Origin of the sequence: Rhizobium sp. SG570 (assembly GCF_012275345.1) — a bacterium.
GTDB classification, from domain to species: Bacteria; Pseudomonadota; Alphaproteobacteria; order Rhizobiales; family Rhizobiaceae; genus Rhizobium; species Rhizobium lusitanum.
Window position 1 is genome coordinate 176138 of sequence record NZ_JAAZQI010000009.1, and the last position, 19815, is coordinate 195952.

19 protein-coding genes are annotated in these 19815 nt (G+C 60.8%); 10 read left to right on the forward strand and 9 right to left on the reverse strand.

Going from position 1 to position 19815, the window contains the following annotated elements; genetic code table 11:
* Positions 1-69 precede the first annotated feature (69 nt).
* The 3 genes from betB to betI are packed head-to-tail and all read right to left on the reverse strand — an operon-like array spanning position 70 to position 2767.
* Positions 70-1533 carry a betaine-aldehyde dehydrogenase gene (gene betB, locus FHT28_RS19370; RefSeq protein WP_047559773.1) on the reverse strand — a complete coding sequence of 488 codons (1464 nt, stop codon included), beginning with the start codon at positions 1531-1533 and terminating at the stop codon, positions 70-72.
* Positions 1533-2174: a glutathione S-transferase family protein gene (locus tag FHT28_RS19375; protein ID WP_113119245.1), complete on the reverse strand. Its 642-nt coding sequence runs from the start codon at positions 2172-2174 to the stop codon at positions 1533-1535. Before FHT28_RS19375 ends, betB begins: the two co-directional genes overlap by 1 nt.
* Positions 2175-2179: 5 nt before the next feature.
* Complete coding sequence (gene betI / locus FHT28_RS19380; RefSeq protein ID WP_113119244.1) at positions 2180-2767, reverse strand: transcriptional regulator BetI; 588 nt, start codon at positions 2765-2767, stop codon at positions 2180-2182.
* 154 nt (positions 2768-2921) lie between these two features.
* On the opposite strand from betI, the gene FHT28_RS19385 reads away from it, so the two are divergent.
* The 4 genes from FHT28_RS19385 (at position 2922) to FHT28_RS19400 (ending at position 7041) form a co-directional block, all read left to right on the forward strand.
* A complete protein-coding gene (locus FHT28_RS19385) occupies positions 2922-3470 on the forward strand; it encodes an HdeD family acid-resistance protein (protein WP_168597065.1) in 549 nt (182 codons plus the stop codon).
* A 226-nt stretch (positions 3471-3696) separates the two neighbouring features.
* Complete coding sequence (locus FHT28_RS19390) at positions 3697-3948, forward strand: amino acid ABC transporter (protein WP_047559563.1); 252 nt, start codon at positions 3697-3699, stop codon at positions 3946-3948.
* Positions 3949-4158: 210 nt separating this feature from the next.
* Positions 4159-5964, forward strand: a complete 1806-nt coding sequence (locus FHT28_RS19395) for an EAL domain-containing protein (protein ID WP_047559776.1) — start codon at positions 4159-4161, stop codon at positions 5962-5964.
* A gap of 78 nt (positions 5965-6042) precedes the next feature.
* Positions 6043-7041: an NAD(P)H-quinone oxidoreductase gene (locus FHT28_RS19400; protein WP_168597066.1), complete on the forward strand. Its 999-nt coding sequence runs from the start codon at positions 6043-6045 to the stop codon at positions 7039-7041.
* On the opposite strand, the gene FHT28_RS19405 is transcribed toward FHT28_RS19400, so the two are convergent.
* Positions 7022-8446, reverse strand: a complete 1425-nt coding sequence (locus FHT28_RS19405) for an MFS transporter (RefSeq protein ID WP_168597067.1) — start codon at positions 8444-8446, stop codon at positions 7022-7024. The genes FHT28_RS19400 and FHT28_RS19405 overlap by 20 nt on opposite strands.
* A gap of 258 nt (positions 8447-8704) precedes the next feature.
* Between FHT28_RS19405 and FHT28_RS19410 the strand changes: the two genes are divergently transcribed.
* Positions 8705-9712 carry an asparaginase gene (locus FHT28_RS19410; protein ID WP_168597125.1) on the forward strand — a complete coding sequence of 336 codons (1008 nt, stop codon included), beginning with the start codon at positions 8705-8707 and terminating at the stop codon, positions 9710-9712.
* Between the two features lie 32 nt (positions 9713-9744).
* Here FHT28_RS19410 and FHT28_RS19415 read toward each other — a convergent pair whose 3' ends face one another.
* Both FHT28_RS19415 and FHT28_RS19420 read right to left on the reverse strand, forming a co-directional pair.
* Positions 9745-10221: a DUF2127 domain-containing protein gene (locus FHT28_RS19415; RefSeq protein WP_051963340.1), complete on the reverse strand. Its 477-nt coding sequence runs from the start codon at positions 10219-10221 to the stop codon at positions 9745-9747.
* A gap of 142 nt (positions 10222-10363) precedes the next feature.
* Positions 10364-11119: a DeoR/GlpR family DNA-binding transcription regulator gene (locus tag FHT28_RS19420; RefSeq protein WP_168597068.1), complete on the reverse strand. Its 756-nt coding sequence runs from the start codon at positions 11117-11119 to the stop codon at positions 10364-10366.
* A 123-nt stretch (positions 11120-11242) separates the two neighbouring features.
* On the opposite strand from FHT28_RS19420, the gene FHT28_RS19425 reads away from it, so the two are divergent.
* Together FHT28_RS19425 and FHT28_RS19430 are read left to right on the forward strand one after the other, a co-directional pair.
* Entirely contained in the window at positions 11243-11599 is a 357-nt protein-coding gene (locus FHT28_RS19425; RefSeq protein WP_037193584.1) for an NUDIX hydrolase, read from the forward strand.
* Between the two features lie 154 nt (positions 11600-11753).
* On the forward strand, positions 11754-12374 hold the full coding sequence (locus tag FHT28_RS19430) for a glutathione S-transferase N-terminal domain-containing protein (RefSeq protein ID WP_168597069.1): 621 nt from the start codon (positions 11754-11756) through the stop codon (positions 12372-12374).
* Here the strand turns inward: FHT28_RS19430 and FHT28_RS19435 are convergent, their stop codons facing one another.
* Positions 12375-12737: an MmcQ/YjbR family DNA-binding protein gene (locus FHT28_RS19435; protein ID WP_168597070.1), complete on the reverse strand. Its 363-nt coding sequence runs from the start codon at positions 12735-12737 to the stop codon at positions 12375-12377.
* A 27-nt stretch (positions 12738-12764) separates the two neighbouring features.
* Positions 12765-12950, reverse strand: a complete 186-nt coding sequence (locus FHT28_RS19440; RefSeq protein ID WP_168597071.1) for a hypothetical protein — start codon at positions 12948-12950, stop codon at positions 12765-12767.
* Positions 12951-13099: 149 nt separating this feature from the next.
* Between FHT28_RS19440 and FHT28_RS19445 the strand changes: the two genes are divergently transcribed.
* Positions 13100-13996 (forward strand): LysR substrate-binding domain-containing protein, encoded by an 897-nt coding sequence (locus FHT28_RS19445; RefSeq protein WP_092572901.1) that lies wholly within the window; start codon positions 13100-13102, stop codon positions 13994-13996.
* Positions 13997-14003: 7 nt separating this feature from the next.
* On the opposite strand, the gene FHT28_RS19450 is transcribed toward FHT28_RS19445, so the two are convergent.
* Complete coding sequence (locus FHT28_RS19450) at positions 14004-14663, reverse strand: glutathione S-transferase family protein (RefSeq protein WP_168597072.1); 660 nt, start codon at positions 14661-14663, stop codon at positions 14004-14006.
* 391 nt (positions 14664-15054) lie between these two features.
* Here FHT28_RS19450 and FHT28_RS19455 point away from each other — a divergent pair, with 391 nt between their 5' ends.
* Complete coding sequence (locus FHT28_RS19455; protein ID WP_348644998.1) at positions 15055-18573, forward strand: indolepyruvate ferredoxin oxidoreductase family protein; 3519 nt, start codon at positions 15055-15057, stop codon at positions 18571-18573.
* 69 nt (positions 18574-18642) lie between these two features.
* Entirely contained in the window at positions 18643-19806 is a 1164-nt protein-coding gene (locus FHT28_RS19460) for an isovaleryl-CoA dehydrogenase (RefSeq protein WP_037193601.1), read from the forward strand.
* Positions 19807-19815 lie beyond the last annotated feature (9 nt).

Here is a 19815-nt window from a genome sequence, read left to right on the forward strand (position 1 = left end):
GGTATGCGCATAGCGGCTGGTCACCCCCACCCGCCGCTATGCGGCGACCTCCCCTCAAGGGGAGGTAGATCAATAAGGCGCCTGCACCGGCCCCATACCGACGTAAACCGTCTTCAATTCCGAATAATGCTCTAGTGCTGCGAGCGAATTCTCGCGGCCGAAGCCGGATTGCTTCGAGCCGCCGAAGGGAATTTCCACCGGTGCGAGATTGTAGGCATTGATCCACAGCGTACCGGCCTCGAGCTGGTCGACGACGCGGTGGGCGCGGGTGAGATCGGCGGTGAAGACGCCGCCGGAGAGGCCGAATTCGGTGGCATTGGCGCGGACGATGACCTCAGCCTCGTCATCGAAATCGAGAACGCACATGACCGGCCCAAAGATCTCCTCGCGGGCGATGGTCATGTCGTCGGTCACGTCGGCGAAGACGGTCGGCTGAATATAGTAGCCTTCGCCGGAGACATTGTTCGGAATGCCGCCGCCGGCCACCAGTGTCGCGCCTTCCGCCTTGCCCTTTTCGATATAGGACAGCACCTTCTCGCGCTGCGCCCAGGAGACCATTGGGCCGATCTGGGTCGCCTCGTCCATCGGGTCGCCGATCAGCATCGCTTCGGTGCGAGCCTTCAGCCGCTTCAGGAATTCGGACTTGATCTTCCTGTTGACGAAAACGCGGGTGCCATTCGAGCAGACCTGGCCGGTCGAATAGAAATTGCCGAGCATGGCGCCGCCGATGGCGCTGTCGATGTCGGCATCCTCGAAGACGATCAGCGGCGACTTGCCGCCGAGCTCCATGGTGACATGCTTGAGGTTGCCCGCGGCCGCAGCGGCGACCTTACGGCCAGTGGGCACCGAGCCGGTCAGCGAAACCTTGGCGACGTCGGGATGGTTGATGAGCAACGGCCCGGTTTCGCGGTCGCCCTGGATGACGTTGTAGAGCCCCTTGGGAAGACCGGCCTCGATGAGGATCTCGGCGATCTTCAGCGCGCCGAGCGGCGTGTTCTCCGAAGGCTTGAACACCATGGCGTTGCCCGCCACAAGTGCAGGCGCTCCCTTCCAGCAGGCGATCTGTTGCGGATAGTTCCAGGCGCCAATCCCGACGCAGACGCCAAGCGGCACGCGCTTGGTATAGGCGAAATCGCCGCCGAGCGGGATGTAGGAGCCGTTGAGGCCGGCTGCCGCGACGCCGCCGAAGAATTCGAAACTGTCGGCGCCGGAAGTGGGGTCGGCGACGATGGTTTCCTGGATCGGCTTGCCCGTATCCAGTGTCTCGAGCTCGGAAAGCTCGCGGTTGCGCTCGCGCATGATGTCGGCGGCACGCTTCAGGATGCGGCCGCGCGCCGTCGGGCTCATCGCAGCCCATTCCGGCTGCGCCCGCTTGGCGCTGGCAATGGCCCTCTCGACGATATCAGGTGTTGCCGCGTGCAGCCGTGCGATCACCTCGCCGGTGGCGGGGTAGATGCTTTCGATGACGGTTCCGTCGGTATCCTCGACATATTCGCCGTCGATGAAATGCGAGGCTTTCGGTTGTGCGCGCATCATAGAACCCTCAGTTCTTCGTAAGACACCATGACATGCTCCCGGAAGGCAGGTCGTTCGGTCAGGTTTTCGTAATAGCGCTCCAGCCGCGGAAGGGAGGGGCGCGGGATATCGATGTCGAAATAGCGATAGAGCACATGGCCGAATTGTATATCGGCCAGCGTCAGGTCATCTCCTGCAAGGAAGCGATGCCGCTCGAGTTGCCTCTCGGCGATGTCGAGTTTCGCGCCGAGCGCAGTCAGCGCCGCCGCAATGGCCTGTTGGTCTTGCAGAGCCGGTGCGGTGCGCACCACGCGCCAGAACACCGGGCCGGTGAAGTTCAGCGTAATGTTGAGCTTGGCCCACTCAGCCCATTTGTCGATCTGAGCGCGGCGTCGCGCGTCATCCGGCCAGAAGGCCTCATCGCCATGTTGCGCGGCGAGATAGCGGATGATGGCGCCTGTTTCCCAGAGCGGCTCGCCATCATCCTCGCGCAGCACCGGAACGGTGCCGTTCGGATTCATCCCTAGAAATTCAGCGGTGTCGTTGACGCCATATTTGAAGCCCGCATCGATGCGTTCATAGGCAAGGCCGAGCTCGCCGATGCACCACATCAGCGCCTGTACGTTGGATGACGATTTACGGCCCCATACGGTCAGCATGCTCTTCAGCCTTTCAGCGCGTTGAGGTAGGTCGTCAGGTAATCCTCGGTCAGCGCGATCGACGCCTCGATGCTGATCGGAGCGGATCGCAGGCTCTGACGGATATAAAGCCCGTCGATCATGGCAGCGGCACCTTCGGCGATACGCTCCGCGTCCTCGGCCGGGCACAGAGGCTTCAGATTTGCCACCAGGTTCGAATGCAGCCGGCGCGCGTAGATAACGAGAAAGCGGCGCGTTTCCTCGGAGCGTTGCGCCTCGGCATAGAAGGCGAGCCATGCGGCGATCGTTTCCGGTGCGAACTGGTCCGCCTGGAAACTGACGCGAATGACGGCTGACAGCTTCTCTCGGGGTGTTCTCGCGGCCCGGAGCGCCGTCACGACGCTGTCGCGCAGGCGCTGTAGATGAGCGCGGACGGTTTCGATCAGCAACTGTTCCTTGCTGCCGAAATAATGATGCGCGAGGGCAGGGGAAACGCCCGCCTGCTTGGCGATTTCGGACATGGTAACGGTCAGCGAGCCGTGATCGCCGATCACGCGCATCGCCGCATCCACAAGCGCCTTGCGGCGCACCGGTTCCATTCCGACTTTCGGCATGCGTGACTCCTGAAGGCTTGGAGCGAGTGTATTTTTGATTGACTGATCAATCAACAAAAAAATCTCGTGCCGGACCGGGCCGCGTCAAAAAATCCGCAGCCTCTTTCCGAGTTGCATTTCTGTGCCATACTTCCTGACAGGAGGAGGTACAGTCATGGTCGATATTCCTAATGAAGTTCCCCCATCCGCGATGCGCGACAAGTGGGGTTGGTTTGTTGGCCTCGGCATCTTGCTGCTGATTTGCGGCGGCATAGCTCTCGGCAATCTGTTTATCGCCACCGTAGCCTCGGTGTACTATGTCGGCATGCTGATGCTGATCGGCGGCATCGTGCATCTGGCGCATGCCTTTCAGGTGCGGGGTTGGGAGCATATCCTGTTCTGGGTGCTCAGCGGCCTGCTCTATACGCTTGCCGGCGTCCTTGCCTTTACCAATCCCTTGCTGGCCTCCGAGGCCTTGACCCTGTTCCTCGCCATCGCGCTGCTCATCGCCGGCACATTTCGCGTCTGGGTCGGCCGCAAGGTGAAGCCCGAGAGCGGTTGGTTCTGGATCGTCATCAGCGGCGTTGCAACCGCCATCGCCGGCATCGCCATCGCGCTTGGCTGGCCGGTCAACAGCCTGTGGATTCTCGGTCTTTTCCTGGCGTTTGATCTGATTTTCCAGGGCTGGACGCAGGTGGCCTTCGGCCTCTTCCTCAGGCGGTAGACCGCTTCCTAAGGAGTAACGAACTACTACTTTTTGACAAGGAGCGTGAGCAGCGCTACTCTTTGCCTGTTGCCGTGTAAGGCGGAACGGCGTCGAACGAATGTAACGACGGTGCCATCAACTGGAGCATGCATGTCCGAAGGACGTGTCTCACAGGCACTGTTTAAGCCCGCAGAATATGTCTCCAGCGAAAATTCCGCTTAAACAACGTCAAGGGAGGAATATCATGCCGATGGTAACGGTTTCCATCTCTCCGCTTCAGGCCGCAGGCATTCGTGCCGCAGTCGACACCGGCACCTACGCCTCGAGCAGTGAAGTCGTGCGGGAGGCCCTGCGCATGTGGGATGCCGCACGCAAGCGCGGCGACATTTGCGATGCGCCCCAAGCAGCCAAAGATCTGGAAACGGCGGTAAAAAGCAGCCGTTGCGTTGCTGACATGTTCGCCGACTACGAGGCGGAGAGACGCCGGCACAACTGAGCCGCAAGGCCTCCGCAACATCGGAAGATCGTCGCGGATCCCTTGCTCGTGGCCGCTGAATGGATGGTTAATATACCTTTACCATTCACGAAACTTTCACACAGGGGAAAGGTTTCGTTGACGTCTTCTGGCGCATCTTGGGTTGAAAACGCGGTAAATACAAAGTTTTACTCAAATAATTAGATCAAGAATCCGCAAGTGGAGATGGGCATGTCCCTGACTGCCGCAGTCGAGCCGGGCCTATTGCGCCGGTATGCCAGCGACCAGATTGTCACTCTCGCCAAACTCGTTATCGAAAATGCGCTCCAACCGATCGTGGAGGCCGGCACCGGCACTGTTTTCGGCTATGAATCCCTGATGCGCGGACAGGAGCGTATCGGTTTCGACAGCCCGGTCGATATACTCGACGAAGCCGAGCGCACCGGCCAGCTTTTCGGGCTGGAGCAGATGGTCACAAGCCGCGCACTGGCGAAATTCGCCACCCTGCCCAATGCCGTTGCCGCCACTCTTTTCCTCAATCTCGATGTCCGGTTGATCCCGCAGGGCGTCGCACTGGTCGATGGCTTGCTGCAGCACATGAGAAAGGCGGGTGTCGCCCCTTCCTCCGTCTGCTTCGAGTTTTCCGAGCGCTTCGACAATACGAGCGTGCCCGAGTTCCGTGATCTGGTTGCACGGATGCGCAATGCGGGCTTCAAGCTGGCTATCGACGATTTCGGCGTCGGCCACGGCGAAATGAAGCTTTTGTCCGATTACCCCGTCGATTACCTGAAGATCGACCGGCATCTCATCGTCAATATCGATCGCAGCGCCCGCAAGCGCCACATTCTCAGAAACCTCGTCAATATCGCCCATGTCCTCGGCACCCGCGTCATTGCCGAAGGCATTGAAACCGAGGCGGAGTTCCTGACCTGCCGCGAATTCGGGGTGGATCTCGTCCAGGGTTGGTTCATTGCGCGCCCGACGGTTTTGGTCAATGAACTGAAACAGAGCTATCCGCATCTGCAGGACCTTGGCAAAACGATGCGCAACAGCCAGTCCCTGGACGAAATTCTCATCCGCAAGCAGATCGAAGTGCTGCCGACCATTCGTGAGGGCGACAGCATGGACAGCGTCTTCGAGCTCTTCCGCCGCAATCCGCGCCGGGCCTATTTCCCGGTCGTGAACGCCAATGACGAGCCGCGGGGCATCATCCATGAATACCAGCTCAAGGAATACATCTATCAGCCCTTCGGGCGCGATCTCCTGAAGAACAAGGTCTACGAGCGCTCGATCTCGCATTTCGTCGAGATGGCGCCGATCGTCGGCCTCGATTCCGATGCCGATACGCTGATGGCGATCTTCGCCAATATGGAAAGCAGCGATTGCCTGATCGTCACCGAGGGCACGCATTATGCCGGTATTGTTTCGGCTGCGTCGCTGATCAAGGTCATCAACGAAAAGCAGCTCAAGATCGCCCAGGATCAGAATCCGCTGACCGGCCTGCCGGGTAACCGGGCGATCCATGATTTCATGCAGGGTGCCGGTCGCGACGGCGATGAGGTCAGGCACTTCTGCTATTGCGACTTCGACAATTTCAAGCCGTTCAACGATGCCTACGGCTTCCATCTGGGCGATCATGCCATCTCGCTGTTCGCGGCGCTGATGCGCCGCTACTTCTTTGCCGAGCGCAATTTCCTCGGCCATGTCGGCGGCGACGATTTCTTCATCGGCGTCGCCGGCTGGAGCATGGAGGAGCTTCGCGAAATCCTGGACCGGCTGCTTGCCGATTTTCATGCTGATGTTCTCGATCTCTATTCGGCGGAGGACCGGGCGGCCGGCCGCATTCGCGGTCATGACCGTAGCGGCGTCGAGGCCGAGTTCCCGCTGATGCGCTGCTCCATCGGCATCCTGCAACTGCCAGAAGGTTTGGTGATCGACAATATCAACCGCGTCAGTACCTCCATCGCAGGCATCAAGACGAAGGCGAAGGAGAGCGCCGCCGGCGTCGCATTCCTCAGTCTGGCCGAGACGAATTGACGCCCTCCCGCATTCGCGCCTTTTCAAGCGCCCTGCGCTAAACTATCTCCACTGCTTTACTGGAGAGGAAAATACGCCATGCCCTTGCCGTCTGAAATGCGTTTCGTGGATTTGCCGTCTTTCGGCGGACCGGAGGTCATGACCATCGCCCGGAAGCCTCTGCCGGTTCTGAAAGCAGGCGAGATCCTGGTTCGTGTCGAGGCCACCGGCGTCAACCGGCCGGATGTGGCGCAGCGGCAGGGCACGTATCCGCCGCCCAAGGATGCCAGCCCGATACTCGGCCTCGAAATAGCCGGCGAGGTCGTCGACGTCGCCCCCGGCGTCAAGGAATTCGCCATTGGCAACAAGGTCTGCGGCCTTGCCAACGGCGGCGGCTATGCCGAATATTGCGTGCTGCCGGCCGGTCAGGCCCTGCGATTTCCCAATGGCTATGATGCAGTGCGCGCCGCGGCGGTCCCCGAAACCTTCTTCACCGTATGGGCCAATCTCTTCCAGATGGCCGGCCTGACCGAAGGCGAAAGCGTGCTGATCCACGGCGGCTCCAGCGGTATCGGCACGACGGCGATCCAGCTTGCCCGCGCTTTCGGCGCAACTGTTTACACGACGGCCGGATCGAAAGAAAAGTGCGAGGCGTGCGAGAAGCTCGGCGCGAAGCGGGCCATCAATTACAGGCAAGAGGATTTTGCCGAGGTCATCAAGGCGGAAACGACCCGTGGCGTCGATATCATCCTCGATATGATCGGTGCTGCCTATCTGGAGAAGAATCTGGCCTCGCTCGCCCGCGACGGCTGCCTCTCGATCATCGCCTTCCTCGGCGGCGCCGTGGCTGACAAGGTCAATCTGCAGCCGATCATGGTCAAGCGCCTGACGGTGACCGGGTCGACCATGCGCCCGCGCACGGCGGAGGAAAAGCGGGCCATCCGCGACGACCTTGTCTCCCAGGTCTGGCCGCTGCTGGACGAGGGCACGATTGCCCCCGTCATTCATCGGGTATTTGCCTTTGACGATGTGATCGAGGCGCACCGGTTGCTGGAGACCAGTGACCATATCGGCAAGATCATGCTGAAGCTGGCTTGATCGTCACGGACATGGCGATGGCGATCAGGCCGGGCAGTGCCATCAGTGCGTAGAGCCAGGTCGCCGCTGACAGGCTTCCGGCAATGCCGCCCGGATGGGTCAGTCCCGCGCCGTTGACGATGACGCCGGCGAGCGCCGCACCGAATGCGCCGCCGAGCGACTGAACCATCGAGATCGCTGCCGATGCCTTGTCCTGCTCGGCCCGGCTGGCGATACTGATGATCCTGGTGACGAGATGTGCCCAGCCGATGCCGACGCCGAAGCCCATCAGGAACATGGCGGCGACGGCGGGCGCGAGCTGGACAAGATCGCCAAAGGAAGCGGTGGTCGCCATGAATGGGATCAAGGCTGCGGTGGCGGCCGTTTCAAGGATGCAGCCGGTTACGATGGCGACGGCCGCCCGCCTGCCCGAAAACGAGGCGCTGAAGAAAGCCCCGATCGTCCAGCCGAGCGCTACCAGCGCAACGAGATAGCCCGAGACCAGGGGCGTCACGCCATGCAGCGTCTGCAGAAAATAGGGGATGTAGATATCGCTCGTCAGCACCACTATGAGCACGAACATCGTCAGATAGAGCCGTGAGATCGGGTTGGTAATCATGGCGGCGCCATTTGGCAGCAGCCGGGCATTGCTTCTGCGCTCGATGACTACCATCGCCGCGATGACCGCGATTGAAACTACGATCAGCACGACCTTGTAGGACCCATGTTCGATGGTGCCGGCGACGCTGACAAGCAGCACCGAGGAAAGCAGAAGCATGATCTGCGTGAGCGGCGTCCTTTGCTCGGCCCGGTCGTCGGCGACGTCAGGCAGCAGCCACCGTGCTGAAACTGCCATGACCAGGGTCAGCGGCACCAGGACGATGAAGGCCTCGCGCCAGGCGCCTCCGGCGGCGAAGAAGCCGCCCAGCGTCGGTCCGAGCACTGTCGCTGCGCCCCAGATGGCAGCATAGAGCGTGGACGCTTTGCGCCACAGAGGTTCGGGATAGACGAAGCGAATGAAGGCATAGGCGAGACCGGACAGCATGCCGGCGCCATAGCCCTGCGCGGCGCGACCAACCAACAGCGCCGGCATTGCCGGCGCGGCGGCGCAAATCAGGCTGCCGGCGCCGAATAGGATGGCGGCCGCGATATAGACAGCACGCAGACCCATGCCTTTCGGCCTAGTTGCGACGGTGATTGAACCGAGTACGCCAGCGGCGACGAAAAGCGTCGTCATCCAGGAAAACAGCTCCAGGCCGCCGATATCCCGAACGATCGAAGGTGCAACCGTGGCCATGATATAGGCTTCCACGGCATAGAGCGTAACGCCACCGCCGAGCATCAGCGTCGCAGGCAAGAGCCTTGGCGAGAATAGCGTGAAGAGGGAGGCGGGTTTGGGCGGCATGGTGTTTTCGATGCTCGACATCGGAAGATCCTCGGCGTTTCCCTAGTAGGCAATTATTTTCCAAGTTATAATTTGGAAAATTACATCACTGCGAAATTAAAACAAGTTATAACTTGGAAAATTGGATTTGACGGCGGCGGAACCTCTCGCCGCAGCCAAGGGTTCGGAGCAGTCTCGGCTGGGGTCTTTTTGAGAGCCGTCGATGTCATCGGAGATTGGCAATCCGGGGTGCAGCGGCTATCACTGGCCATCCCGGCAAATCAGAGGCTGCATTCCGTCATGTTCAATCCCGTCTGCGTCGAAGTCACCCGTGGTGCCCTGGTGGAGAGCCGCCATCGCGGCTCCGTCGTTGCGGTCGACGGAGAGGGGAAGCTGGTCTTTTCGGTCGGCGATATCGAACGGGGCGTGTTTCCCCGCTCGGCCTGCAAGGCGATGCAGGCTTTGCCACTGGTCGAAAGCGGTGCCGCCGATGCATACGGTTTCGGCAACAGGGAGCTGGCGCTTGCCTGTTCCTCCCACAATGGCGAGGATGAGCATGTCGCGCTCGCCGCATCCATGCTCGCCCGCGCCGGTCGTGATGTCGGCACGCTCGAATGTGGCGCGCATTGGTCTTCCGATCTGAAGACGGTCATCCATCAGGCGCGCACCATCGACAAGCCAACGGCCCTGCACAACAATTGCTCGGGCAAGCATGCGGGCTTCGTCTGCGCCTGCTGCCATCAGGGTATCGATCCGACAGATTATGTCGGCTACGACCATCCGCTGCAGCAGCAGATCCGCGAGACGATGCAAAGCCTCACCGGGGCGGTTCTCGGCCATGACAATTGCGGCACGGACGGCTGCTCGATCCCGACCTATTCCGTACCGCTCAAGGGGCTGGCGCAAGGCTTTGCAAGGATGGCAACCGGCGTCGGCCTGGAGCCGCTGCGCGCCAAGGCGTCACGCCGGCTGTTCGAGGCCTGCATGGCAGAGCCTTTTTACGTTGCCGGCACCGACCGCGCCTGCACGAAGCTGATGCAGATCGCGCCCGGCCGCATCTTTGCCAAGACCGGTGCCGAAGGCGTCTTTTGCGCTGCAATCCCCGAACAGGGCATCGCCATCTCAGTCAAATGCGACGACGGCAATGGTCGCGCCGCCGAAGTTATGGTGACGACGGCGCTCTCCCGTTTCTTCGAAAAAGATGGCGAAGTTCACGCCGGCCTTATGGCCATGGCCAACAGACCGTTCAGGAATTGGAACGGCATCCATGTCGGGGATATCAGGCCGGCGGCGGCTTTGATGGCGTAGTATTCCCCAGCTGATTCCGCTCGATTTTCGTTCTATTCGGCCGGCACGTGCTGCCGCACGATCCTGTATTCCTGCCAGATCAGGATCATCACCACCAAATCGAAGACGGTGAGGATGATGAGCCCGATGCCGTGCGTCTCGGTGAAGCGGTAGAGCTGGTAGGCGATGAAAAGCGCCAAAGCCACCAATGATGCCGGGTAGGCCCACATCTTGCCTCTGAGCAAACCGATGACGAGCAGTATCTTCACCAACCCGTGGCTCAGTAGGTAATAGGCATAGAAGTTCTTGGTGCCGACGGAGAAACCCTGCGCCCAGGCAAGCAGATGCGTCGCAACGAAGTCTTTCGGATCGTTGAGCAGTTCGGGCTGTGAGACCCTGTTCGCCAGCCGGAGGATCGACTCGGTGCTGACAAGCCCAAGGACGATGCCGCCGATGCATTCGATCAATGCATGCGCGCCCTTTAACAGGACGCTGATTTCGAAGAGCTGATGAATCCGGCGCTCATTCATATGCGATCGTAACCTCTTTGGGATGCTCTTGAAATGCACTGGTATCAGGCCGGCATAGGATCAATCTTCGGCCGGATCATGATCATTGCGAAGCAATTTCCAATGCCGCATTTTTCCCGGCTGTTGAATGGTGGCACTTTCATCAGGCCGTCAAGAGGGGCACCTCCGCATCGCGATAGGGAGCCAGGCTTTCCTCAGGGATATCGGACGATACGATCAAGCCGGAGACGCTCGTCATCGGCAGGATTTGGCAGGGAGAGGCGGCATTCAGCTTCTCGCGCGTTGCCAGCACATAGGTTTCCGCCGAACATTGCGCGATGTGCCGCTTGATGGCGGCCTCCTCGAAGTCGCCGGTTGAGAATCCGCGAGCGGGATGGATGGCGGTGACGCCGAGAAAGAACGTATCCGGCCTTATTGATGCGATTGCCGCCATGGCCACGGCGCCCGTTGCCACCATCGAATGCTTGTAGAGCTTGCCGCCGATCAGAATGACGTCGGCGGCGGAATGATGTTCCAGCTCGCCGGCAATCGTCGGGCTGTGGGTGACGATGGTGACGGGCAGATCTTTCAGAAGGTGGCGGACAATCTCGGCGTTGGTGGTGCCGCCATCGAGGAATACGGTCTGGCCAGGCCGAACCATGCCAGCCGCATGGGCGCCGAGCCGCCGCTTCTCATCCGAGGAGACGCTTTGCCGGGCCGAAAAGTCCGGCAGGTCGGGCGAGAGCGGCAGTGCGCCGCCATGCACCCGCTTCAGCAGTTTTTCCCCAGCCATTTCCCGCAGGTCCCTGCGGATCGTGTCCTCGGAGAGGCCGAGATCATCGGCCAGCGCCTTGGCGATGACTTGGCCGTCACGGCGCAGAATATCGAGAATGAGAGCTTTTCTTTGGCTGGTGAGCATGTTTGTTTCCGCACGATAATTCATGAATTTTCATGAATCTACCAGAATAGAGTCGACAATCAAGAAAATATGCGCATATTCGTGCAAATTCCTGCAGCAAGCAGGAGAAAAAGGAGATGTGACATGTTGATCCTGATCGCCGGCCCCTATCGTTCCGGCACCGGGGATAACCCCGTTAAAATGGCCGAAAATCTCAAGCGCCTGGAGGCGCCGTCCTATGCCCTGTTCAAGGCCGGGCATCTGCCTGTCATCGGCGAATGGGTGGCCTTGCCGGTTTGGCATGCCGCCGGCGGCAGGAGCGTCGGCGACGACCTCTATGAGGAGATCTTCCATCCGACCGCCGGTCGCCTGCTTCAGCTTTGCGAGGGTGTTCTGAGATTGCCGGGTGAGTCCAAGGGCGCCGACAATGATGTCCGCATCGCCCGCGAGCGCGGCATTCCCGTCTGGTACAAGCTGGAAGACGTGCCCGGCTGCGCCTGATCGCTAGCCGCCCATCCTCGTGATCCGATGTCATGCGGATGGGCATGCCGGCTTGATCGATCAAAACCTTTTGTAGCGGCCATCAACGCCAGCCACTTCCGTATTTGCCAGGTTGCCTTTAGCTTTCCGCTGGAATCCAACCAAGGAATGGAACATGCTCACACTCTATTTTGCACCGGGCAGCTGCGCGCTCGCCAGTTTGATCGCCCTGGAAGAGGCGGGTCTTGCCTATGAGCCCCGGCGTCTCATCCTTGCCAACGGCGATCAGCGCCAGCCGGAATATCTCGCCATCAACCCCAAGGGACGTGTGCCGGCACTGGTGACCGACAGAGGCGTCATCACTGAGAATATTGCGATCATGACCTATATCGCTCAGATCGCGCCGGCAGCAAAACTGGCACCGTTCGACGATCCCTTTGAATTTGCTGAGATGCAGGCCTTCAACAGCTATATTGTCTCGACCGTCCATGTGAACCATTCGCACAAGGGACGCGGCTATCGCTGGACCGACGATGCGGCGGCAATCGAGACGATGAAGGCAAAAGTGCCGCAGACCATGGCCGAAAGCTTCGCATTGATCGAAGACAAGATGCTGAAGGGGCCTTGGGTGATGGGCGAGCAATATACCGTCGCAGACGGCTATCTCTTCGCCATGGAAACCTGGTTGCCCGGCGACGGCGTTGATCGCGACGGTTTCGCGAAGGTCAGCGCTCATTATGCTCGCATGCTCGAGCGCCCGGCCGTTCAGAGAGCGCTTGCCGTCGAGAAGGGCTGATCACATCTGGCGGAATGCCGCCAGAAGCTTCTTCGGCGCGCGGTACTGCCACGCCTCGATCAAGCGCTGCTGCAGTTCCTCGTCGCCGATCGCGGTAATGCGCAGGGGCAGGGACGGCCAGCCGACGTAATGATCGGTCTGAAAATAAATCTCCGGCGCCATCTCCATCAATTGCTCCTTGCGGTCGATGGGGATGGCCAGCACGACGGTCTCGTTGTTCTTGACCGTAACGAATGCTTTGCCGCCGACTTTGAAGGCGGGCAGGCCATAATGCGCACCAGGTTCGACGCCCGGCAGCTGCGCCTGCGTGATGAGCTGCTGCAGGCGGGCAGCGACGCTATCGATGTCGACAGGTGAGGCCATGCTCGTGCCGGCGATATAGGGTCTCTCTTACGCGCATTCTTCCGGCTGAACGGCGCGCTTGTCCATAGGCCGCCCCAGATTTTCCGGCATCAGCGGCAAGTCGGCCAACTCCTCGAGCGACATGGCCGCGAGTGTAGGATGTTGCAGGGGATCGCTTTCTTCTTCGCGAGCCTCATCCAGCAAATGACTGAAGAAAAGCTTCAATATAGACATGGCATGCCTCCTTGGATCTCCGCATCGATGCAACCACGAGGGCATCGGCCAGTCGGGCGGCGGCAGTTTTCAATTCCATGCTGCAATAATCGCGCCTATGACCGCTTTATGCAATTGAGAATGACGAGATGCTGATATAGATAATCTATATGAAGAATCTCAACAGCGTTCATCTGAATGGTCTTCGCGCCGTCGAGGCGGTCGGCAGGCTGGGCTCCTTGCAAGCCGCCGCTGATGAGCTCGGCGTGACGATCGGCGCCGTCAGCCAACAGGTCATCAAGTCCGAAGCACAGCTGGGCCGACCGCTGTTCGAGCGCACGCCCAAGGGCATGACGGTCACGGAGACGGGAGCTTCGATACTGGCGCGGCTTCGGGAGGGCTTTCAGGCGCTGTCGGCTGCAGTCGCCCTTGCGCAGCACAGGGACGACAATATCCTCACAATTTCAGTTGCGCCGGTTTTTGCTGCTCGTTGGTTGGTGTACCGGCTTGATCGCTTCGCAGGCCGCCATCCGGATATCCGCTTGCGCATCGATGCCACCACGCAGCTGGTCAACCCTGCAACCTCGGATGTCGATATCGGCATCCGGGTCGGTAGCGGGCATTGGTCGGGCGTCAAGTCCGAGCTGTTGCTGGCGCAGGAGATCTTTCCGGTCGTCACGCCGCAGATCGCAGCGACGCTTCGCGAGCCCGCCGACCTATTGAAAGTGCCTGCCGTCGTCGACGGACACGCGATGTTCAAATGGGACGTCTGGCTTCGCGAGGCTGGCCTCTCCGGCCGTTGCATGGAGGAGCGGCATATCTTCAACGACGCATCACTCTGCCTGGATGCTGCCATGGCGGGGCAGGGCACGATGCTCGCCTGGCAGACGCTGGCAGCCTATGCGCTGGAGCAGAAGTGCCTCGTCGACCCCTTCGGCATCCGCGCCAGAACCGGTTTCGGCCATTACTTCATCACCGCCGAAGGCGTGCGCGAGGCGCAGAAGGTCACCGCCTTCAAGGCCTGGATCCGCGAGGAGATGGAAGAAAGCATGCGTCTCTTCCAATAGCGGGGACTCAGACCGGCTCCTTGCTGCGGTTTGCCTGCATGGCCTTGTAGCCGTCGCGTGACTGGCAGCGTTCGATCCAGGCTTTTACCTTCGGTCGTGCGTCGAAGAGTTCGTGCTCCGTCTGCGCATAGCGCAGCACTTCCGCCAGATTGAGATCGGCGGCGGTAAAGCGATTGCCGACGAGGTAGTCCTGGTTTTGCAGGTGCTTTTCCAGCACATCCAACGGTTTCTTCAGCGAGCGGCAGGCAACTGCGATCCCGGCCTTTCCGGGCTCGCTGTTCTCCTGGGCATTGTCATAGATGCGGACGATCGCGACGCTGTAGGGCTCGACTTCGGTCGCCGCCCACATGGTCCACATAGACATCATGCCTTCCTCCTCGACAGTCTTGCCGGCGAGCGGGCCGCCATATTTGCGGGCAAGGTAAAGGTTGATGGCGAGCGATTCATGCATGACGAGATCACCGTCCTTAATGCAGGGGATCATGCCCATCGGATTGATGGCCAGAAACTCCGGCGACATCGTGTTGATCGGGGCATCGGCGGCAAGGGGATTGGCGACGCGCCCAGCCTGGATGACCGGCACGGAGTTGAACGCGATGCCGATCTCCGTAGCCATCCAGTAGTTGCGCGATGCGCGCGAGCGATAAACGCCATAGATCGTCAGCATGTCGTTCTCCGATTTTTGAGTCGGCAGGACGTTATGCGTACGTCCTGTCAAACGGAAGAGGCTTGCGCTGATATCTGAGATCAAAGCTTTTGATGAGCGGTGGGCCAACTGGCCAACCCTCGCGGTTCGAGGCCTTGCCGCTTCGCCGGCAAGGCACCTCACCATGAGGGTTGGAGAGAGCTCTGAGATCAACAGTGGCGGTTAGCCCAGGTGCTGGAGCCTCGAAGGGCGGGGCGGATGGCGGGCCCTGGGGGGCAAGCACGAAAATATCCGCAAGCCGCCCGAAATCTTTGCAAATCATGCTGCCGATGCCCAGCCTTCGTTCGGAAATTAGCGCCCGTGCATGTTACATTGGGGTTGTGGTTTCGTCGGGTGCGGTAGGAGGCATTCGGTGAAATACGCGCAATTGGTGACTGCGATCTCGGGAGGAGAGCAGATGCTTGCAACCAGCGTATCGCTAGACGACAAATATACCGCAGAGGAAGGCCGCGTTTTCATGACCGGCCTGCAGACGCTGGTTCGACTGCCCATGACCCAGATGCGGCGTGACCACGCCGCCGGTCTCAATACGGCAGCCTTCATTTCAGGCTATCGCGGCTCACCCCTCGGCGGCTATGACCAGCAGCTCCTGAAAGCCAAGACTTACCTGGACGCCCACGACGTCACCTTCCAGCCCGGCATCAATGAAGATCTTGCGGCCACCGCCGTCTGGGGCACGCAGCAGGTCGGGCTGTCGCCCGGTGCGCGCAAGGATGGCGTGCTCGGCATCTGGTACGGCAAAGGCCCAGGCGTCGACCGCTCCGGCGACGTGCTGAAACATGCCAACGCCGCCGGGACATCGAAGCACGGCGGCGTCCTGTGTTTCGCCGGCGACGACCACTCGGCCAAATCCTCGACGATTCCGCACCAGACCGACCATGATTTCATGTCGGCTGTCATTCCGGTCCTCTATCCCTCCTCCATTCACGAATTTCTCGAATACGGCCTGCTCGGCATCGCCATGTCACGCTATTCCGGCTGCTGGGTCGGCATGAAGTTCATTGCCGACACCGTCGAGACGACGGCCGCCGTCGATCTCTCGAGCGAAAAGCGGCAATTCGTGCTGCCGACCGATTTCGAGCTGCCGCCAGGCGGCCTCAATCTTCGCTGGCCCGATCCGCCTCTGGTGCAGGACGATCGTCTGCAGACCTACAAGGCCTATGCCGCCATCGCCTTTGCCCGCGCCAATCGCGTCGACGAAATCACCCATGACGTGCCCAATGCCCGCTTCGGCATCATCTCCTCAGGCAAGGCCTATGAGGATGTGCTGCAGGCGCTGCGCGAGCTGGAGATCGGTCCGAGGGAAATGGCCGCGATCGGCCTGCGCATCCTCAAGGTCCGCATGCCCTGGCCGCTGGAGCCGGAGGCCGTGCGGCATTTTTCCGAAGGGCTGGACGAGGTGCTCGTTGTCGAGGAGCGGCGCGAGATCATCGAAAACCAGATCAAGCAGCAGCTCTTCAACTGGCGCGCCGATGTCCGCCCGCGCATCGTCGGCAAATTCGACGAACACGACAAACCCTATCTCAGCCTATCGGCGGCACTGACCGTCGGCGCTGTCGCCAGAGCCATCGCCGGGCGCATCGTCAAGCTCGATCTTGACCCTTCGCTGCACGACCGTATCGCTGCTAAACTCGCCTACCTTGCCGAGCGCGGCCAGATCAGCCGCAGCCATGTCGCACCGGTGAACCGCACGCCTTTCTTCTGCTCCGGCTGTCCGCACAACACCTCCACCCGCGTCCCCGAGGGCAGCCGCGCGATCGCCGGCATCGGCTGCCACTACATGGTCACCTGGATGGACCGCAACACCGAGACCTTCACCCAGATGGGCGGCGAGGGTGTGCCCTGGACGGCGATTGCCCGCTACACCGACGAAAAGCACATGTTCGTCAATCTCGGCGACGGCACCTATTTCCACTCCGGCATTCTCGCCATCCGTCAATCCGTCTCAGCCAAGGTCAACGTCACCTACAAGCTGCTCTACAACGATGCCGTCGCGATGACCGGCGGGCAGCAGATAGACGGCTATCTGACGCCGGAGCTGGTGACGAAGCAGCTGCACGACGAGGGCGTCACGCCGATCTACCTGCTCTCCGACAATCCCGGCGTCTATCGAGCCTCCGCGCTTGCGCCTGGCGTCAAGGTATTGCACCGCGACCATATCGATCAGGTAATGCTGACGCTGCGCGAGACGCAGGGCTGCTCGGCGATCGTCTATGTGCAGACATGTGCGGCAGAGAAGCGCCGCCGCAGGAGCCGTGGCCTGATGGAAGACCCAGCCAAGCGCGTCTTCATCAATCCGGCGGTTTGCGAAGGCTGCGGCGATTGCTCGGTGCAATCCAACTGCATTTCCGTCGAGCCGCTGGAGACCGAATTCGGCCGCAAGCGCCAGATCAACCAGTCGAGCTGCAACAAGGATTTCTCCTGCGTCAAAGGCTTCTGCCCTTCCTTCGTGACGGTCCATGGCGGCAAGCGCCGCAAGCGGAAGGCGCTGGAACACGCGGATGTCGAAATGCCCTTGCCGGAGATCCCCATTGTCGGCGAACGGCCCTGGAACATCGCCATTGCCGGCGTCGGCGGTACCGGTATTCTGACCATCGGCGCCATTCTCGGCATGGCTGCCCATCTCGACGGCAAAGTGCCGATGATCCTCGACATGGCCGGCCTCGCGCAAAAAGGCGGCGCCGTCATGAGCCATCTTCGCATCGGCCTCAATCAGGCCGACGTCACCTCGTCGCGCATCGTCAATGGCGGCGCCGACCTGCTGTTGTCAGCAGATGAGGTAGTGGGCGCATCCAAGGATGCGATCACGCTCTGCTCGTCGACGCGCACCACGGCCATCGTCAATACGGGCCTGATGCCGGTCGCCGATTTCGTCCGCAACCGCGATTTCGATTTCAAGGTCGGCTCGGTGCAGCATGCGATTGCCAAGACTGTGAGCGATAAGTCCGTCTTCCTCGATTTCGGCCATGTCGCCACCGAGGTCACCGGCGATGCCATGTCGACCAATATCATGCTGACGGGCTTTGCCTGGCAGCGCGGCTTGTTGCCGTTGTCGCTCGAAGCGATCGAAAAGGCGATCGAGCTCAACGGCGTCGCCGTCAAGGCCAACCGCGCGGCCTTCCATTGGGGCAGGCTTCTCGCCCATGATCCGCAATCGGTACACGACATGATGGCCGAGCCGAATGTCGGCAAGACGCTGGCGGAAATGAGCCTCGAAGACCTTATCAGGCATCGCAAGGCGCATCTGACAGCCTATCAGGACACCGCGCTTGCCGACCGCTACGCCGCCTTCGTCGCCCGCGCCAACGCCCTGGCCGCAAGGGAGCGCCTTTCGGACAAAGTGCCTTTTGCCGTTGCCGTCACCTATGCCCGGATCTTGGCCTACAAGGACGAATACGAGGTGGCGCGGCTTCTGACCGATCCCGCCTTCGAAGCACATCTGCGCGACGAGATGGAGGGCGATTTCAAGCTGGCCCTCAATCTCGCCCCACCCATTCTCGGCGGCAAGGATCCGAACGGCCGGCCGAAGAAGCGCGAATTCGGCGCGTGGATTCTGCCGCTTCTTCGCATGCTCGCGCCGATGAAGCGGCTGCGCGGCACGGCCCTCGATCCCTTTGGCTACATGGCGGAGCGCCGGCTGGAGCGCCGGCTGATCGCCGAATATGAAGGCATCGCCGGGCGCGTGCTTGCGGGCCTCAATCACGACAACGAGGCGGAAGCCCTTGCCATCCTCTCATTGTTCGATGAGATAAGAGGCTTCGGCCCGGTCAAGGAGGAGGCTGCCCGGAAGATCATGGCCAAAATAGTCGACAAGCTGAAGGCCTATGAGGCGCCGCGGGAGAAGCAACGTGTTCCGGCCGACGCGGCCTGACGGCTTCCGGGCGGATATGAAACAAGCCTATCGACAGATGCGTTTGGGAAGCACGGGAGGAGAAGCCGGATGTTTGAAGGGGGATTGAACTTCGCACTTGGCGAGGAGATCGATGCGCTGCGTGATCAGGTGCGCCGCTTTGCCGACCGCCGCATCGCACCGTTTGCCGACGAGATCGATCGCAACAACAGTTTCCCGACGCATCTGTGGCGGGAGATGGGCGAGCTTGGCCTGCTCGGCGTCACCGTCGACGACGCCTATGGCGGCGCCGGCCTCGGCTACCTCGCCCATACCGTCGCGATGGAGGAGATCAGCCGCGCCTCCGCTTCCGTCGGCCTGAGCTATGGCGCCCATTCCAATCTCTGCGTCAATCAGATCCACCGCAACGGCACGACGGCGCAGAAGGAGCGCTACCTGCCGAAGCTGGTTTCCGGCGAACATATCGGCGCGCTTGCCATGTCGGAACCGGACTCGGGATCGGACGTGGTGTCGATGAAGCTGCAAGCCGAAAAGCGCGGGCACCGTTATCTACTGAACGGCAGCAAGATGTGGATCACCAACGGCCCGGACGCCGATGTTCTCGTCGTCTACGCCAAGACATCGCCGGATGCCGGACCGCGCGGGATCACCGCTTTTCTCGTCGAAAAAGGGTTCGCCGGCTTTTCGGTCGGCCAGAAGCTCGACAAGCTCGGCATGCGCGGTTCGAATACGTCGGAGCTGATCTTTCTGGATTGCGAAGTGCCGGAGGAAAATGTGCTCGGCCAGATCGATGGCGGCGTCCATGTGCTGATGTCGGGTCTCGATTACGAGCGCGTCGTACTATCAGGCGGTCCCGTCGGCATCATGGCCGCGTGTATGGATGTCGTGCTGCCCTATCTGCATGAGCGCAAGCAGTTCGGCCAGTCGATCGGCGAGTTCCAACTCATGCAGGGCAAGCTTGCCGACATGTATGTGACGATGAATGCCGCTCGCGCCTATGTCTATGCGGTCGCCGCGGCCTGCGATCGCGGCGAGACGACCCGCAAGGATGCCGCCGGCTGCATACTCTACTCCGCCGAAAAGGCGACGGCTCTTGCGCTCGAATGCATCCAGGCGCTCGGCGGCAACGGCTATACCAACGACTATCCCGCCGGCCGGCTGCTGCGCGACGCCAAGCTTTACGAGATCGGCGCCGGCACCTCCGAAATCCGGCGCATGCTGATCGGCCGCGAACTGTTCGCTGAAACTGCCTGATTGCGCAAT

Coding starts and splice junctions, on each gene's coding strand:
- FHT28_RS19375 (WP_113119245.1), bottom strand. CDS start 2,174: ATGCTGACCGTATGGGGCCGTAAATCGTCATCCAACGTACAGGCGCTG.
- FHT28_RS19400 (WP_168597066.1), top strand. CDS start 6,043: ATGCCCTTGCCGTCTGAAATGCGTTTCGTGGATTTGCCGTCTTTCGGC.
- FHT28_RS19445 (WP_092572901.1), top strand. CDS start 13,100: ATGAAGAATCTCAACAGCGTTCATCTGAATGGTCTTCGCGCCGTCGAG.
- FHT28_RS19440 (WP_168597071.1), bottom strand. CDS start 12,950: ATGTCTATATTGAAGCTTTTCTTCAGTCATTTGCTGGATGAGGCTCGC.
- FHT28_RS19460 (WP_037193601.1), top strand. CDS start 18,643: ATGTTTGAAGGGGGATTGAACTTCGCACTTGGCGAGGAGATCGATGCG.
- FHT28_RS19420 (WP_168597068.1), bottom strand. CDS start 11,119: ATGCTCACCAGCCAAAGAAAAGCTCTCATTCTCGATATTCTGCGCCGT.
- FHT28_RS19405 (WP_168597067.1), bottom strand. CDS start 8,446: ATGTCGAGCATCGAAAACACCATGCCGCCCAAACCCGCCTCCCTCTTC.
- FHT28_RS19430 (WP_168597069.1), top strand. CDS start 11,754: ATGCTCACACTCTATTTTGCACCGGGCAGCTGCGCGCTCGCCAGTTTG.
- FHT28_RS19425 (WP_037193584.1), top strand. CDS start 11,243: ATGTTGATCCTGATCGCCGGCCCCTATCGTTCCGGCACCGGGGATAAC.
- FHT28_RS19410 (WP_168597125.1), top strand. CDS start 8,705: ATGTTCAATCCCGTCTGCGTCGAAGTCACCCGTGGTGCCCTGGTGGAG.
- betI (WP_113119244.1), bottom strand. CDS start 2,767: ATGCCGAAAGTCGGAATGGAACCGGTGCGCCGCAAGGCGCTTGTGGAT.
- FHT28_RS19435 (WP_168597070.1), bottom strand. CDS start 12,737: ATGGCCTCACCTGTCGACATCGATAGCGTCGCTGCCCGCCTGCAGCAG.
- FHT28_RS19390 (WP_047559563.1), top strand. CDS start 3,697: ATGCCGATGGTAACGGTTTCCATCTCTCCGCTTCAGGCCGCAGGCATT.
- FHT28_RS19395 (WP_047559776.1), top strand. CDS start 4,159: ATGTCCCTGACTGCCGCAGTCGAGCCGGGCCTATTGCGCCGGTATGCC.
- FHT28_RS19415 (WP_051963340.1), bottom strand. CDS start 10,221: ATGAATGAGCGCCGGATTCATCAGCTCTTCGAAATCAGCGTCCTGTTA.
- FHT28_RS19450 (WP_168597072.1), bottom strand. CDS start 14,663: ATGCTGACGATCTATGGCGTTTATCGCTCGCGCGCATCGCGCAACTAC.
- FHT28_RS19385 (WP_168597065.1), top strand. CDS start 2,922: ATGGTCGATATTCCTAATGAAGTTCCCCCATCCGCGATGCGCGACAAG.
- betB (WP_047559773.1), bottom strand. CDS start 1,533: ATGCGCGCACAACCGAAAGCCTCGCATTTCATCGACGGCGAATATGTC.